Below are 14,373 nucleotides of genomic sequence, written 5' to 3' on the forward strand. Positions count from 1 at the left end.
CGCCCTCCTTACCCGGGCTTTCGCAACCCCCTGCGAACACGCCTCCGCCTGCCGGGGGGTCCCCGCCAGGCCCCCCGGTGGGCGCCACGCCCCCCGCGGGGGGCGCCCACGGTTCTTCGCGTCCGGAGCCGGACGGCTCAGGACTGGTTGCCGCCGCCGTTGAGCTGCACCCCACCGAGGAGCGGGGAGGCCTTCGTGGCGCCGTTCGCCAGGCCGAGCACCTCGCCGGGGGCGTCGTTCCGGATCTCGTTGACCCGCTGGGCGGTGCCCACGACCTTGTCGACCGTCTGGCCCTGCTCTGCCAGTCCGTTGCCAAGGGTCTGCGGAAGCGACTCGGTGACGGGCGCCAGCGAGTCGAAGGCCTGTGTCGCCCCGCCCGTCAGGCTCATGGGCGGCATCGCGGCCGCGCCGTCGGCGGCGAACGCGGGAGCGGAGGCGCCGAGGGCGGCAACGGAACCGGCGACGACAGCGGCGACCTTCGAAAGCTTCATTGTCGAAATCCTTTTCCAGCGGTGACCGTCGCACCGCTTTTGCCCTGGGTAACGATTCCGTGCCGCAGCGGAAACGCGTAGGACGGGCACGGCGACGGCCGGAGAATCCACCAAAGGATTCTCCGGCCGGTATTTTTCCGACGACGGTTTACGGCCGCGTCAGGCCGTGCGGGCCCTGCGGTACAGGACCGCGCCGCCCAGGACGAGGGCGGAGGCGAGGAGCGCCGCGACGCCGGCCTGGCCCGCGCCGGTCTCGGCGAGGACGGGTGCCGGGGCCTGCGCGTCGGCGGGTGCCGGCACGGGGACGGGAGCCGGCGCGGGGACAGGAGCCGGCGCGGGAACGGGCGCAGGGGCCGGGAGCGGCACGGGCGTGCTGCCGTGCGGTGGCGCGGGGGCCGGGACCTCTTCCACCGGTGCGGGAGCCGGAAGCGGCCGCGGCGCCTCCTCGACCGGGGCCGGAGCCGGAGCCGGGGCGGGCAGCGGCGCGGGGGCTTCGGTCACCGGCCCGGGGGGTGCCTCCTGGACCGGCGGGGCCTCGACCGGGGCGGGAGCGGGCAGCGGGCGCGGGGCCTCCTCCACCGGAGCCGGGGGCTGCGGGTGTTCGGCCGCGGGGGGTGCCGGCGGCGCGGGGTGCGACCGGGGCGGCTTCGGGGCGGGCGGCGCAGGGTGTTCGGCCGGGGCTGGCTGCGGGGCCGGTCGGCCCTGCGGATGGTCGTCGCACTCCTCCTCTGGCCCGCTGTGGCGGCCTTCGGGGCGCACGTCGTGCCGCGGGTCCTCGTGGCGCGGTGCCGCGTGCCGGGGGGCCGCGTGGCGCGGCGAGTGGCGGAGGTGTTCCTCGCCGCGGGGGCTGCCGTGCCCGGCCTCCGGGCCGGGCTGCCCCGGCAGCCCGTGCCGCGCTGCCCCGTGCTCCTGGAGGTAGCGGTCGAAGGCCTCGGCGTGCTCGGGGCTCAGGTGGCGCCCGTACGCCTGCCCGCCGTGGTGGCCCTGCGGATGGCCGTGCTGCTGGCTCTGCTGCTGGTCGTGCTGGTGCGCCGCCGGACCGCTCGGGGTGGCACAGGTGTTGCCGAACGAGGGGTTGAGCGCCGCGCCGCCGTCCACACTGTTGCCGCACACGTTCGGCGAGAGGGTGATCGGTACCGAGACGCTGTTGCCGGACAGCACACCCGGCGAGTGCGAGGCCTCGGCCACCGCCCCAGGGGACGCGACGGCCGCGCCCGTGGCGATCGACAGCAGGCTGGAGGCGGCCGCGGCCGTGAGCACTCCCTTGCCCAGTACCTGTCGGCTCAGTACCTGTCGCATGGGTCCTTCCCTGTCTACCGGCGCGGGGGCCGGTGCTGAATCGAAGGTGGCCCCGGAGTGCACCGCCGTGCACTCCGAGGCCGCCCCGAGGAGGTTCGCCGCGCGGGCGCAGAGGCTTCGTCAGGCGTTGACGCAGGTGTTGCCGAACGCCGGGTTCAGGACGCCGACGAGGACGTTGACGGTGTTGCCGCAGACGTTGACGGGGATGTTGACCGGAACCTGGACGAGGTTGCCGGAGACCACGCCGGGGGAACCCACGGCCGCGCCGTCGGCGGTCGAGTCGGCCATGGCGGGGGAAGCGGCACCGGCGGCCATCAGAGCGCCGGCGGCCAGCACCACTGCCTTCTTGTACGTCATGTGATTTCGATCCTTTCCCGCAGCGGCTTGTCCGCTGCAGAAACAACAACGAGTGGGCGGAGGAAAAGCAACCCGGCTTTCCGGGGCTTCAGGAATTCCTTCGGCGCCCGAACGGCCGGAAATTCGGTGGACATTGCCGAAGCGGTTTCCGGGCGGTCGGGGCCGTACGCGGCGAGGCCGCCGCGACCCTGGGGTGCGACGGCCTCGGTGGCGCGGGGGAGGGTCAGCTGCCGACGGAGGCGTTGCCGGACAGGATCGGGATGTTGTCCAGGATGTGCGAGAGCGGCTCGTCACCCTTGGCCTGGGTGGAGTTCTCGACGCACTGCTGGTTCATCGGGTTGGACAGGATCGGGATGTCCTGGACGCCGACGTTGACCAGGGCGAGGAGCGACTGGGCGTTGACCTTCGCGGGCAGGGCGATGCAGGGCTTGTTGAAGGAGCCCTGGATCAGCGCCATCTGCGGGCTCATGTTCCCGTACGTGGCCTGGTTGCCGTAGATCTGGGACGCGCCGTTGCCGTTGACGGTGTTGATGCCGTTGTCGTTCCCGATGGCCATCGCCTGCGGCGCCGCGGCGGCACCGATGCCCACGACCGAGGCCGCGGCCGCCGCCGTGGCCATCATCTTCTTGATCATTGTGGTCCCTTTTTTGCAGGATTGCCCGGTACTTGAGCACCCGGGTCAACGGGGCGCCGTCGGCTCGGGTTGCGTGGCTTCACCCGGATGCCGCCGTTTCGGGTGGCGCGGTTGACGCTCGGGCGTGCGGTCAGCGGTTGACGCAGACGTTGCCGAACGCCGGGTCCAGGAAACCGACGACGCTGATCGCGTTGCCGCAGACGTCGATCGGGATGGCGCCCGCGGTCGCGTCGTTCGCGGCGGCGGGACCCGCGCCGCCCATCAGAACCGCCGCGCCGGCCGCTGCGACGGTGGTGCCGCGCGCCAGCGTCTTCTTCATCTCCGTTTTTCCTTTCGGTTCGAACAGCGGTGCACCCGCATAACGACTCGCCGCCTGCGAGGGTGCGTGGTATCGCCCAAAAGGCCGTACGTGCGAGTCCGGCGTGATTCCGGGTCGGGTTTCTGACAAAGTGCACTCCTGTTTTGTCCCCCTTGATCGAATATGGAGACAGGGTCATGGGTTCCTCCCCCAGAATCCTCGGCGCGCTCGGCCTGCTGTCCTGCCTCGTACTTTCGGCCGCCGTCCCCGCAGCGGGGGCGGAGGCCCCGCCGGGCCCCAGGGAGGCGCCACGGATTCCGTTCACGCAGCGTTACCAGTCGGTGCACCACGGCGGGCTGGTGCGGGCCTCCAACTCCTCGATCGGCTGCCGCCAGGAGGTGGCCCCCGACGCCGCCCCGTGCCCCGAGGTCAAGAAGGGTGCGGCCGGGATCAACAGCGACTTCGAGATGTTCTACAGCGAGGTCGACAAGGACCCTGACACCTACAACTCCACCCGTGCCGAGCTCAAGGTCCCGCAGGGCGCGAAGGTCTCGTACGCCCGCCTGTACTGGGGCGGGAACCTGCGCGTCGGCGAGCAGAAGCCGCCCGAGGACAACGGGCGGGTGCTCGTCGCCGAGCCGGGCGGCGCGTACAAGGAGGTGCTCGCCGACACGGTGATCGGGCACCGCACCGACGAGGGCAGCGACGCGTACCAGGCCTCGGCCGACGTGACCCCGATGGTCCGCAAGGGCGGCGCCGGCATGTGGACGGTCGCCCAGCTCAACATCGCCATGGGTCAGTCCGAGGTGGGGGCGTGGGGCGGCTGGACGCTGGTCGTCGCCTACGAGCACCCGCAGGAGCCGCTGCGCCGGATCTCGCTGTGGGACGGCTTCCAGGGGCTCGGCGCGGGGGCGGGCGAGGCAGCGGGCGAGGCGATCGACATCGCCGGTCTGGACGCTCCGGCCGGGGCCGCGGGCAAGGCCGGCGTGGTGGCGTACGACGGCGACCGGGGCGCCCTCGGGGACTCACTCACCGTGGTCGCCGACTCCGGCCGTCGGACCGACGTCAGTGACGAAGAAAACCCTTTCAACGACGTCATGAATTCCACCATCACGGAATTCGGACGCCCCTCGTCCGTGCGACAGCCCGAACACTTGAACAATCTCGGATATGACGCGGACGTGTTCGACCTGAGTCCCGTCCTCTCCGGTGGTGCCCGCAGCCTGAGCTTCAGGTTCACGGGCGAAAGCCAGGGCCAATTCCTCGGCGTGCTCTTCGTGCAAACAGACGTGCGTCGCTGAACCCAGGAGACCGCTCCGCGTGCCGACACAGCCTCCCCCAGCCCAGTCCTGCCCCGTGCAGCGTCCGACCGCACCCCCTCTGACCGTCCTGCACCTCGTCCAGCCCGTCGACGGCGGGGTCGCCCGCGTCGTCGTCGACCTCGTACGCGCCCAGACCGCCGCCGGCCTGCGTGCCGTCGTCGGTTGCCCGCGCGGCGGCCGGCTCGCCGAGGAGGCCCGCGCCGCCGGCGCCGACGTGCTCGCCTGGCGGGCCGGGCGCGCCCCCGGACCCGACCTGCCGGCCGAGGTCCTCGGCGCCCGCCGGGTGATCCGCCAGGTCCGCCCCGACGTCCTGCACGCCCACAGCGCCAAGGCCGGGCTGGCCGGCCGGCTCGCGGCCCGCGGGCGGATCCCCACCGTGTTCCAGCCGCACGCCTGGTCGTTCGACGCGGTCGGCGGAGCCACCGGCGCCCTCGCCCGGCGCTGGGAGCGTTTCGGTGTCCGTTGGGCCGACCGGGTGCTCTGCGTCAGCGAGGCGGAGCGCCGGGTCGGCGAGGCGGAGGGGATCGCCGCCCGCTGGTCGGTGATCCGCAACGGGGTCGACCTGGACCACTACCGCCCCGGCGGCCCGGACCGGGCCGCGGACCGCACCGCCGCCCGGGCCGAACTCCCGCTGCCCGCCGCCTTCCTGGGCGACGGGCCGCTCGCCGTCTGCGTGGGCCGGCTCTGCCGGCAGAAGGGCCAGGACGTGCTGCTGCGCGCCTGGAGGGAGGTGCTCGGCAACCTCCCCGAGGCCCGCCTCGCCCTCGTCGGGGACGGCCCCGACACCGAGAAACTGCGCCGTTCGGCCCCGCCCGGAGTGCTCTTCGCGGGCGGTGCCGCCGACATCCGACCGTGGCTTCGGGCCGCCGATCTCGTTGTACTGCCGTCGCGGTGGGAAGGCATGGCGCTCGCCCCACTGGAAGCCATGGCCTGCGGCCGACCGGTCCTGGTCTCCGACGTCAGCGGCGCCCGGGAGAGCCTGCCACCCGGCCAGGGACGGCTCTGCCTGGTGCCGCCGGAGGACCCGACGGCACTGGCCAAGGCCTTGGGACGGCTGCTCGCCGAGCCGCGGCTGCTCGCCGAACTCGGCGACCAGGCCCAGCAGCACGCCCGGACCGAATGCGACGTGCGGCGGACCACGGACGCGGTCACCGGTCTGTACCACGAACTGCTGGGCAGGCCCCGGCCCTCGAACCAGGAGCGCATCAGCCGATGACGATGGACAGCGCACCCCCCCGGCACACCGGGCAGGGCGGCACGGGGCACGCCGGCGGCGCCGCCGCCGGCACGGCCGCCGTCCCACGGACCGTCACCGCCATCCACCCACCACGCCGGCCCGCCGCCGACCCGGCCGGGCCGCTGGTGCGGCAGCGGCGGGCGCGCCGCCGCCACGGGGCCTCCCCGCTGCTGGCCGCCGACGCGCTGGCCGTGGTGCTGACCACGGCCGCCGCGCCCGGGCTGGAACTCCCGGGTGAAGCGGCCGGACCGCTCGCCGTCCTGCTCGCCCTGCTGCACGTACAGGGCGGGCTGTACCGGCCGCGGCTGGCCCCGTCCGCCCTGCTCGAACTGCCCGCCCTGGCCGGGCGGGCCGCCGCCCTGTGGTGCGGGGCCGCCGCCGTCGTCGCCGCCGTCGAACCCCGCCAGGCCCTCGGCTGGTGGGCGCTGCTGGCCGCCGTCTGCCTGCAGACCGCCCTGACCTGCGCGGGCCGCGGGCTCGTCAACCAGCTCCGCCGCCGCTCCGTCCGCCGCCGGCCCGCCTCGGCACTCGTCGTCGGCCCCGGCGACGGAGCGGGCGCGGTCGCCGCCGCCCTGCACGGACACCCCGAGTACGGCCTGCGGCCCGTCGGGCTCGCCGACACCGGCGCCCGCGCCGACGGCGACGGCGCGATGCCCGTCCTCGCCACCCACGAGGACATCCGGCGCGCCGTCATCCAGAACTCCGTCCGGGACGCCGTCTTCACCCGGCCGCCGGAGGCGGACGAGCACACCGCCTCCCTCGTCCGCCTCTTCCACGACCACGGTTGTCGGCTCTGGCTCGCCGACCCCGCCGGAACCGCCAAGGTCACCGGCATGCGGGTCGCCCAGCCCACCGACCAGCTGTGGGGGTACGCCGTCCAGCCGCTACTGCCGCGCCCCGCCCGACAGGTGGAGCGCTGGGTGAAGCGGAGCCTCGACAGCGCCATCGCCCTGAGCGCGCTGATCGCCGCCGCGCCACTGATGGGGGCCTGCGCGCTGGCCGTACGGATCTCGGACGGGCCCGGGGTGATCTTCCGCCAGGAGCGGGTCGGCCTGTACGGGCGCCCCTTCACCCTGCTGAAGTTCCGTACCCTGCGCGCCGACGAGCACGAGTCCGCCACCCGGTGGACCGTCGCCGGCGACAACCGGATGAGCCCCGTCGGCTCCTTCCTGCGCAAGTCCTCCCTGGACGAGCTGCCGCAGCTGTGGAACGTCGTGCGCGGCGACATGAGCCTGGTCGGGCCGCGGCCCGAGCGGCCCTTCTTCGTCGCCAAGTTCAGCAGCGTGCACCCGGGCTACGAGGCCCGGCACCGGATGCCCGTCGGGATCACCGGGCTCGCCCAGATCAACGGGCTGCGCGGGGACACCTCCATCGAGGACCGGGCCCGCTTCGACAACCACTACATCGACACCTGGTCGCTGTGGCAGGACCTGTGGATCCTCGCCCGCACCGCGGCCTCCTTCTTCCGCTTCCGGCTGGGGGGCAGCTGACCATGAGCCTCGCCATGACGACGGTCGGCGGTGCCGGAGCCCGGCCCGACGTCCTGCTGCAGCTGCGGCGGCAGTGGCCGCTGCTGCCGCTCGCCGCGACCGTCCTGATGCTGCTGGTCCCCGTCCCCGCCGGTGACGCGACCGCATCCGGCAAGGTCGGCCCGGCCGACGCGGCCTCGCTGGTGCTGGTGCTGGTGTGCGCGGTGCAGGCGCTGCGAGGCCGGGTGCGGGCGCTGAGCCCGTTCGCGGTGCTGGTGCTCGGGGCGCCCGCCGTGGCGTTGGCCGTGGCGACCGCAACCGCCGGGGACCCGCTCGCGGCCCTGCCGGGGTTCGTCCGCTACCTGCAGGTGTTCGTCCTGGTTCCGGTGGCGGTGGTGCTGCTGGTGCGCGACGCCGGGGAGTTCCGGGTCGCCGCCGGCTGCTTCACGGTGCTGGCCCTGGTGCAGGGGGCCGTCGGGGTCGTGCAGTACGTGACCCACACCGGTGCCTCCTACCAGGGCGAGGACATCCGGGCCGTCGGCACCTTCGGCCCCGGCGACGTGATGGGCATGGCCACCGTCGTGGCCTACGGGCTGGTCGTGGCGACCGCCGCGGCGTTGGCCCCGGGCCTGCCGCAGCCGGTGCGCCGGGTCGCGGGCGGCACGGCGCTGTTGCTGGTGGTGCCGCTGGTGCTGTCGTTCAGCCGGGGCTCGTGGATCGCCACGGCCGGTACGGCGGTGCTCGTCATGCTGCTGGCCGGGATCCGGCGGGCGGTGCGGGTGCTGGTCGCGCTCACCGCGCTCGCGGTGGTGCTGGTGGGCGGCCTCGGGGTCGGATCCGCGATGGTCGCCGAGCGACTGACCTCGATCACGCAGATCTCCAGCGCCCCCGACCAGTCGGTGACCGACCGCTACACGATGTGGGCCGCCGCCGGCTCGATGTGGCAGGAGCGGCCCGCGGTGGGCGTCGGCCTCAAGGGGTTCCCGGCCCACCGGGACGGGCACGCCTCGCTGGGGCTGTCCTCCGGCAGCGACACCGCCGGCGCCGGACAGGGTTACGTCCGTCAGCCGCTGCTCTCCCCGCACAACATGTACCTGCTGGTCCTCAGCGAACAAGGACTGATCGGGCTGGTCGCGCTGGCGGGCGGCTGGGCGGTGCTGCTGGTCGCCGGGATCCGCCGGTACGTCGTCGCGCAGCGGGCGCAGGACCGGTACGCCGGGGCCGGTGCGGGCGGGCCGGACCCCTCGGGCCGCGCGATGCGCGACTGCGGACTGATCGCGATCGGGCTCCTGGTCTGGCAGCTCACCGACTTCCTCTACGCGGACATCGGCGGGCCGTCGACGGTCCTCACGGGAGTGATCATCGGGCTGGCGGCCTGGTGGGCCCTGCCGTCCCCGGTCGGCCCGCGCGCCGCTTCCGGTGCGGCCGGCCGGTGACCGATACGACGCCCTGGAGGCGGCCCGCAGCCGCGGCGACCGAGGTTGCCGCGGCTGCGGGCCGGCCCCCGCGCCCGCCGGAGCCCGCCCCGGCTCACGGCCAGGTCGCGGCCGCGGAGCCGCGGCCGCCCGCCTCCCCGGGTGCCGCCGGTCCCCCGGGACCCGGAGGTCCCGCCGGGGCCGGCTCCGGTCCCGGCCGCGGCGCGCCCGCACCCCTCGGTCGGTTCCTGGCCAAGGCCGCCGCCGTCACCGCCGGGCTCACCGCCGCGGGCTCGGTGCTCGGGCTGGCCCGGGACCAGACCATCGCCCACCTCTTCGGCGCCGGGCACGACAGCGACGCCTTCCTCATCTCCTGGACCGTCCCGGAGATGGCCTCGACCCTGCTGATCGAGGACGCCATGGCGCTGCTGATGGTGCCCGCGTTCAGCCACGCGCTCGCCCGCCGGGCGGCCGACCGGGCCGGGCTGAGCCGGATGGAGGCCCGGGCGCAGGACCCGGTACGGCTGCTGGTGCGGGCCACCCTGCCGCGGCTCGCGGTGTTCCTGGCCGCCGTCGCGTCCCTGCTGGTCGTCATCGCGCCGCTCGTCGTCTCCGTCCTCGCGCCCGGGCTGCCGGACCCCGGCCTCGCCGTCGAGTGCACCCGGCTCACCGCGCTGACCGTGCTGTCCTTCGGGCTCGCCGGGTACTTCAGCGCCGCCCTGCGGGCCCACCGCTCGTTCGTGCCGCCGGCCGCGATCTACGTCTCGTACAACGTCGGGATCATCGGGACGATGCTCGCCCTGCACACCGTGTGGGGGGTGCGGGCCGCGGCCGCCGGGGTCGCGGCCGGCGGGCTGCTGATGATCCTCGTCCAACTGCCCGCGTTCATCCGGAACGTGGGCTTCGGCCAGACCCGGGCCAAGGACGCGCCGCGCAGCCAGCGCGACCGGGACCGGCCCACCCTGATCGCCCTCGCCGTGATCGCCCCCGTCATCTGCTTCGCCGTGTTCCGGCAGTCGCAGGTGCTCGTCGAGCGGTTCCTCGCCGCGTCCCTGCCGCCCGGCGCCATCTCGCACCTGAACTACGCGCAGAAGGTCGCGCAGATGCCGATGGTGCTGTCCCTGATGATCTGCACCGTCACCTTCCCGGTCGTCGCCCAGGCCATGGCCGGCGGCGAACGCGAGAAGGCCCGGCGGCGCGTCGAACAGGACCTGGCGCTGGCCTGCCTCGCCGTCCTCATGGGCACGGCCCTGGTCATCGGCTACGCCCCGCAGATCATCCAGGTCCTCTTCGAGCGGGGCGCCTTCACCCACGAGGACACCCTGGCCACCGCCGCCGTCATGCGGGTGTACGGCCTCGGGCTCCTCGGCCACTGCCTCGTCGGCGCGCTCAGCCGGCCCTTCTTCGCGACCGCCCGGCCCACCTGGTTCCCGGCGCTCGCGATGGGCGCCGGACTCCTCGTCAACGTCGCCGGCGGGGCCGCCGCCGTCCGCTGGTGGGGCATCTACGGCCTCGCGGCCGCCAATGCGGCCGGTATCACCACCACCGCCGTGCTGCTGCTCCTCGGCATCGGCCGGCGGATCGTCGCGATCCAGGTCCGCCGGGTCGCCCTCAGCATCGGCCGGCTCGCCGTGGCCTCGCTCGCATCCTGCGGCACCGGCTGGATCGCCGGGCCGATGATCCCCGACCCGCTGCTCAGCGCCGCACTCGGCTGCCTGCTGGTCCCGGCCATGTTCGCGGCCACCGGCACGGCGATACGGGCGCTCGAAATCACCACCCTGTCCGCCCAGATCGCCCAGACGACCCAGAGGTTCCGCAATGCCCGCTGACACCGACACGGCACCGGCCGCCGCGATGGCTCCCGCCCGCCGGACCGCCGCCTCGCCGTGGGTCCTGATGTACCACTCGGTCACCGAGTTCACCGATCCCGCCGAGGACCCGTACGGCATCACCGTCACCCCCCGCACCCTGGAGGCCCAGCTGCAGTGGCTGCGCTCGCGCGGCCTGCGCGGGGTCTCCGTCGGCGAACTGCTGAGGGCCCGCGCCGCAGGCCGCGCCGCCGGGCTGGTCGGCCTGACCTTCGACGACGGCTACACCGACTACCTGACCGGGGCGCTGCCGCTGCTGCGCCACTACGACTGCACCTCCACCCTGTTCGTGCTGCCCGGGCGGCTCGGGGTGGACAACGTGTGGGACCCGCTGGGGCCGCGCAAACCGCTGCTCACCGCCGAGGGCGTCCGGGAGGTCGCCGCCGCCGGGCAGGAGATCGGCTCCCACGGGCTGCTCCACCAGGACCTCACCGCCGTCCCCGACGACGTGCTCCAGCAGGAGTTGCGGGGCAGCCGGGAGTTGCTGCGCGAGCTGACCGGGACCCTGCCCGAGGGGTTCTGCTACCCGTACGGGTACCTCGACGCGCGGGTCGTCGAGGCGACGCGGGCCGCCGGATACGGGTACGCGTGCGCCATCGAACCGGGGCGGCTGGCCGGCCCGCACGCCCTGCCGCGCACGCACGTCAGCCAAGCCGACGGCAGCGGGCGGCTGCGGATCAAGGAGCTGCGGCACCGGGTGCGGGAGCTGGGCCGGGCGGTGCACCGGTGAAGGCCCTGCCGCCGCTGGAGGACCTGCGGGTGCTGCACGTCATCACCGGGCTCGGCGTCGGCGGTGCCGAGCAGCAGCTGCGGCTGCTGCTGCGGCACCTGCCGATGCGCTGCGACGTGCTGACCCTGACCAACCCGGGGCCGGTCGCCGAGGGGCTGCGGGCCGACGGGGTGCGGGTGGTGCACCTGGGCATGCACGGCAACCGGGACCTGGGGGCGCTGCCCCGGCTGGCGCGGTTCATCCGGCGGGGCCGGTACGACCTCGTGCACACGCACCTGTACCGGGCCTGCGTGTACGGGCGGTTCGCGGCCCGGCTCGCGGGCGCCGGGGCGGCCGTGGCCACCGAGCACTCCCTCGGCGACGCCGAGATCGAGGGCCGGCCGCTCACCGCCGGGGTCCGGGCGCTGTACGTGGCGAGCGAGCGGCTGGGTGCGGCGACGGTGGCGGTGTCCGACACGGTCGCGGCCCGGCTGGCCGGGTGGGGCGTGCCCGCGGCCCGGGTGCACGTCGTACCGAACGGGATCGAAGCCGCCCGGTTCCGTTTCGATGCGGGGGTGCGCCGGGCCACGCGGGCCCGGACCGGGCTGCCGGAGCGGGCGTTCGTCGTCGGCGGGGTAGGCCGGCTGGTGCCGGGCAAGCGGTTCGACGCCCTGGTCCGGGCGGTGGCGGCGTTGCCGGGCGCGCACCTGCTGCTCGCCGGGGAGGGGCCCGAGCGGGCCGCGCTGCGCCGGCTGGCCGCCGAGCTCGGCGTGCAGAACCGGATCCACCTGCTGGGCGAGCGGGACCCGCTGGGAGACGGTCCGGACGGGCGGACGCCGGGGATCCCGGCGCTGCTGTCCGCCATGGACGTGTTCGTGTCCCCGTCGCGGGAGGAGGCGTTCGGGCTGGCCGTCGTGGAGGCGCTGGCGGCCGGGCTGCCGGTGCTGCACGTCACCTGCCCGGCGATCGACGACCTGCCGGCCGCGGAAGCGCCGGGCGCGCGGCGGATCGGCACCGGGGCGGAGGAGTTGGTCGCCGCCCTGCGCGGGCACATGGAGGCCGGGGTGACCCGGCTGCCGCCGCCGCCCGTGGTCCGGCGCTACGACATCGCCCGGAGCGCGGAGCAGCTGCTGGACGTCTACCGGCTGGCCCTCGCCCCCCGTACGCCGCCCGCCCGCGTCCCCCCTCCCTCGCAGGCCTCCGCCGACCCGGCCCCTGCGGTCACGCCCGCCGACCGGGCTCCCGCCCCGGCGGGCACGCCGGGCACCCCGGGCACCCCGGGCAGTGCCCGCGAACCGCGGCGGGCCCCGGGGGCCCGGGACTGAACCGCACGTCCCGGGCCCCGGACGGGCCCGGGAGGAACACCTTTCATCCAGGAAGTGAGCACCCACATGGCCGACACCGTCGAGCAGAAGACGTCCGACCACCGCCGCCGCCGGGTACGGCTGCTGCCCCTGCCCGGCTGGTGGCCGTTGCCCGCCGCCGCCGTCCTGGGGCTGGCCGCGGGCGGTGCGTACGGCGTCCTCAAGGCGCCCGAGTACGCCGCCACGAGCTATGTCGTCGCCGTCCCGGACGACACCACCGAGCCGGCCACCGCCCTCGGCTTCGCCCAGGCCTACGGTCGCATCGCCACCAGCAGCTCCACCCTCGCGTACGCCCAGCCCCGCGCCGGCCTGGACGCCCGCCGGCTGCGCACCCAGGTCCGCGCCGAGACCTCTCCCGACTCCCCGATGATCGCCATCACCGGCACCTCCAAGAGCGCCGCGGAGTCGGCCGACATCGCCAACGCGGTCGCCGACGCCCTGTCGCTGAGCGGCAATCAGGCCGCCAAGAACACCGGCGTGCAGCTGCTGCTGTTCAGCCAGGCCGTGGCGCCGGCCGACCCGGTCTCGCCGTCCGCGCCCGTCTCCGGCGCCGTCGGACTGTGCGCCGGCGGCCTGCTCGGCGGATTGTGGCTCCTCACCCGGCCCGGCCGAGGGCGGCGCGAGGAGCAGCTGCCGCGGCAGGAGCAGTCGTCACGGCAGCAGCGGTCGCGGCAGGACGAGGCCGTCGTCGATGAGTTCACGGCCACGCCCACGCTGCCGGCGCAGGGCGAGCACGTGGAATCCAAGGAGAAGGAGTCCGTGCGATGACGCAGGGCTCCACCGGGGCCCTGTCGGTGACGCTGTGCCGTGACCCCCGGCAGTTCGCCGCACTGGCCGAGCCATGGAACCGGCTGTTCCGGTCCTGTCGCACCGCCACCCCCTTCCAGAGCCACGCCTGGCTGCACTCCTGGTGGCTGTCGTACGGTCGGGACGGGCGGCTGCGGATCGTGCTCGTGCGGCGCGGAGCGGAGTTGGTCGGTGCCGCCCCGCTGATGCTCGTCCACCGGCCGCTGCCGCTGCTGGTGCCGCTCGGCGGCGGTATCACCGACCACTCCGACGTGCTGGTGGCCGACCGGTACGCCGACCGGGTCGTGCCCGCGCTGGCCCGCGGCCTGCACCGGGCTGCCCGGGGAGCCGTCGTCGACCTGCGCGAGGTGCGGCCCGGGGCGGCCGCCGAGGCGCTGTACGAGCAGTGGCCGGGCGTGCGCAGCAAGCTCGCCGACTCCACCTGCATGGAACTGCCCGCGCTGCCGTTCGACGAGCTGGTCAAGCGGATGCCGTCCTCCGGCGCCCAGCGGGTGAGGGCCAAGCTCCGCAAGACCGACGCGGCCGGCATCGAGGAGCACGAGGTCACCGAGCAGGAGGTGCCCGGTGCCGTACGGACCCTGCTGCGGCTCCACGAGAAGCAGTGGCGCGGTCGCGGGGTGACGCCCGAGCACCTCAAACCCCGCTTCGCCGAGCACCTGACCCGTGCCACCCGCCGGATGGTGCGGGTGGGCGAGGGTCGCCTGACCGAGTTCCGGCTCGACGGGAAGGTGGTGGCGGCCAACGTCACGCTGCTGTCGGGGGCGCTCAGCGGTGGGTACCTGTACGGGGCCGACCCGGACCTGCGGGCGCGGAAGGTGGACGTGGCGACGCTGCTGCTGCGCTACGAGGCCGGCCGCGCCCTCGCGGAGGGCCGCCCGGTGGTGAGCTTCCTGCGCGGCAGCGAGCCGTACAAGAACCACTGGCGGCCCGACACGGTCGTCAACCAGCGGTTCCTGATGGCCCGGACGGCGCTCGCGCCCCTGCTGCGGCTGCACGAGTCGCAGGTGACGGGGCGCGAGCGGGCGGTGGACGTCCTGCGCGAGGCGCTGCCGGCCGCCCGGGACTGGCGGGCCCGGCTCAACGAACTGCGGGTGCGATGACGG

The 14,373-nt window shown here is 74.9% G+C and carries 14 protein-coding genes; 9 read left to right on the top strand and 5 right to left on the bottom strand.

What is annotated here, in order from left to right:
• Positions 1 to 137 precede the first annotated feature (137 nt).
• The 5 genes from ACFV7Q_RS18120 to ACFV7Q_RS18140 all read right to left on the bottom strand — a co-directional run bounded on the left by ACFV7Q_RS18120 (position 138) and on the right by ACFV7Q_RS18140 (position 3,100).
• Positions 138 to 491 (bottom strand): hypothetical protein, encoded by a 354-nt coding sequence (locus ACFV7Q_RS18120; RefSeq protein ID WP_385429453.1) that lies wholly within the window; start codon positions 489 to 491, stop codon positions 138 to 140.
• A gap of 159 nt (positions 492 to 650) precedes the next feature.
• On the bottom strand, positions 651 to 1,790 hold the full coding sequence (locus ACFV7Q_RS18125) for a chaplin (RefSeq protein WP_385429455.1): 1,140 nt from the start codon (positions 1,788 to 1,790) through the stop codon (positions 651 to 653).
• 120 nt (positions 1,791 to 1,910) lie between these two features.
• Positions 1,911 to 2,147 carry a chaplin gene (locus ACFV7Q_RS18130; RefSeq protein ID WP_385429457.1) on the bottom strand — a complete coding sequence of 79 codons (237 nt, stop codon included), beginning with the start codon at positions 2,145 to 2,147 and terminating at the stop codon, positions 1,911 to 1,913.
• Between the two features lie 223 nt (positions 2,148 to 2,370).
• On the bottom strand, positions 2,371 to 2,781 hold the full coding sequence (locus ACFV7Q_RS18135; RefSeq protein WP_385429459.1) for a rodlin: 411 nt from the start codon (positions 2,779 to 2,781) through the stop codon (positions 2,371 to 2,373).
• Between the two features lie 130 nt (positions 2,782 to 2,911).
• Positions 2,912 to 3,100, bottom strand: coding sequence for a chaplin (locus ACFV7Q_RS18140; RefSeq protein WP_385429461.1), 189 nt, complete (start codon positions 3,098 to 3,100; stop codon positions 2,912 to 2,914).
• 176 nt (positions 3,101 to 3,276) lie between these two features.
• On the opposite strand from ACFV7Q_RS18140, the gene ACFV7Q_RS18145 reads away from it, so the two are divergent.
• Genes ACFV7Q_RS18145 through ACFV7Q_RS18185 form a run of 9 tightly spaced genes read left to right on the top strand, consistent with a single transcriptional unit; the run spans position 3,277 to position 14,370 of the window.
• Positions 3,277 to 4,380 carry a DUF3344 domain-containing protein gene (locus tag ACFV7Q_RS18145; protein WP_385429463.1) on the top strand — a complete coding sequence of 368 codons (1,104 nt, stop codon included), beginning with the start codon at positions 3,277 to 3,279 and terminating at the stop codon, positions 4,378 to 4,380.
• A gap of 55 nt (positions 4,381 to 4,435) precedes the next feature.
• Positions 4,436 to 5,617: a glycosyltransferase gene (locus ACFV7Q_RS18150; RefSeq protein ID WP_385429465.1), complete on the top strand. Its 1,182-nt coding sequence runs from the start codon at positions 4,436 to 4,438 to the stop codon at positions 5,615 to 5,617.
• Complete coding sequence (locus ACFV7Q_RS18155) at positions 5,614 to 7,128, top strand: exopolysaccharide biosynthesis polyprenyl glycosylphosphotransferase (protein ID WP_385429467.1); 1,515 nt, start codon at positions 5,614 to 5,616, stop codon at positions 7,126 to 7,128. The genes ACFV7Q_RS18150 and ACFV7Q_RS18155 overlap by 4 nt, the downstream gene beginning before the upstream one ends.
• A gap of 2 nt (positions 7,129 to 7,130) precedes the next feature.
• A complete protein-coding gene (locus tag ACFV7Q_RS18160; RefSeq protein ID WP_385429469.1) occupies positions 7,131 to 8,543 on the top strand; it encodes an O-antigen ligase family protein in 1,413 nt (470 codons plus the stop codon).
• Positions 8,540 to 10,351 (top strand): murein biosynthesis integral membrane protein MurJ, encoded by a 1,812-nt coding sequence (murJ, locus tag ACFV7Q_RS18165; protein WP_385429471.1) that lies wholly within the window; start codon positions 8,540 to 8,542, stop codon positions 10,349 to 10,351. Before ACFV7Q_RS18160 ends, murJ begins: the two co-directional genes overlap by 4 nt.
• Positions 10,341 to 11,120 carry a polysaccharide deacetylase family protein gene (locus ACFV7Q_RS18170; RefSeq protein ID WP_385429473.1) on the top strand — a complete coding sequence of 260 codons (780 nt, stop codon included), beginning with the start codon at positions 10,341 to 10,343 and terminating at the stop codon, positions 11,118 to 11,120. Before murJ ends, ACFV7Q_RS18170 begins: the two co-directional genes overlap by 11 nt.
• A gap of 23 nt (positions 11,121 to 11,143) precedes the next feature.
• Positions 11,144 to 12,424: a glycosyltransferase gene (locus tag ACFV7Q_RS18175; RefSeq protein WP_385429531.1), complete on the top strand. Its 1,281-nt coding sequence runs from the start codon at positions 11,144 to 11,146 to the stop codon at positions 12,422 to 12,424.
• 54 nt (positions 12,425 to 12,478) lie between these two features.
• Complete coding sequence (locus tag ACFV7Q_RS18180) at positions 12,479 to 13,231, top strand: lipopolysaccharide biosynthesis protein (protein ID WP_385429475.1); 753 nt, start codon at positions 12,479 to 12,481, stop codon at positions 13,229 to 13,231.
• Complete coding sequence (locus ACFV7Q_RS18185; protein ID WP_385429477.1) at positions 13,228 to 14,370, top strand: GNAT family N-acetyltransferase; 1,143 nt, start codon at positions 13,228 to 13,230, stop codon at positions 14,368 to 14,370. The genes ACFV7Q_RS18180 and ACFV7Q_RS18185 overlap by 4 nt, the downstream gene beginning before the upstream one ends.
• The last annotated feature ends 3 nt before the right edge of the window (positions 14,371 to 14,373 follow it).

Origin of the sequence: Streptomyces sp. NPDC059851 (genome assembly GCF_042732005.1) — a bacterium.
In the GTDB taxonomy this organism is placed as follows: Bacteria; Actinomycetota; Actinomycetes; order Streptomycetales; family Streptomycetaceae; genus Streptomyces.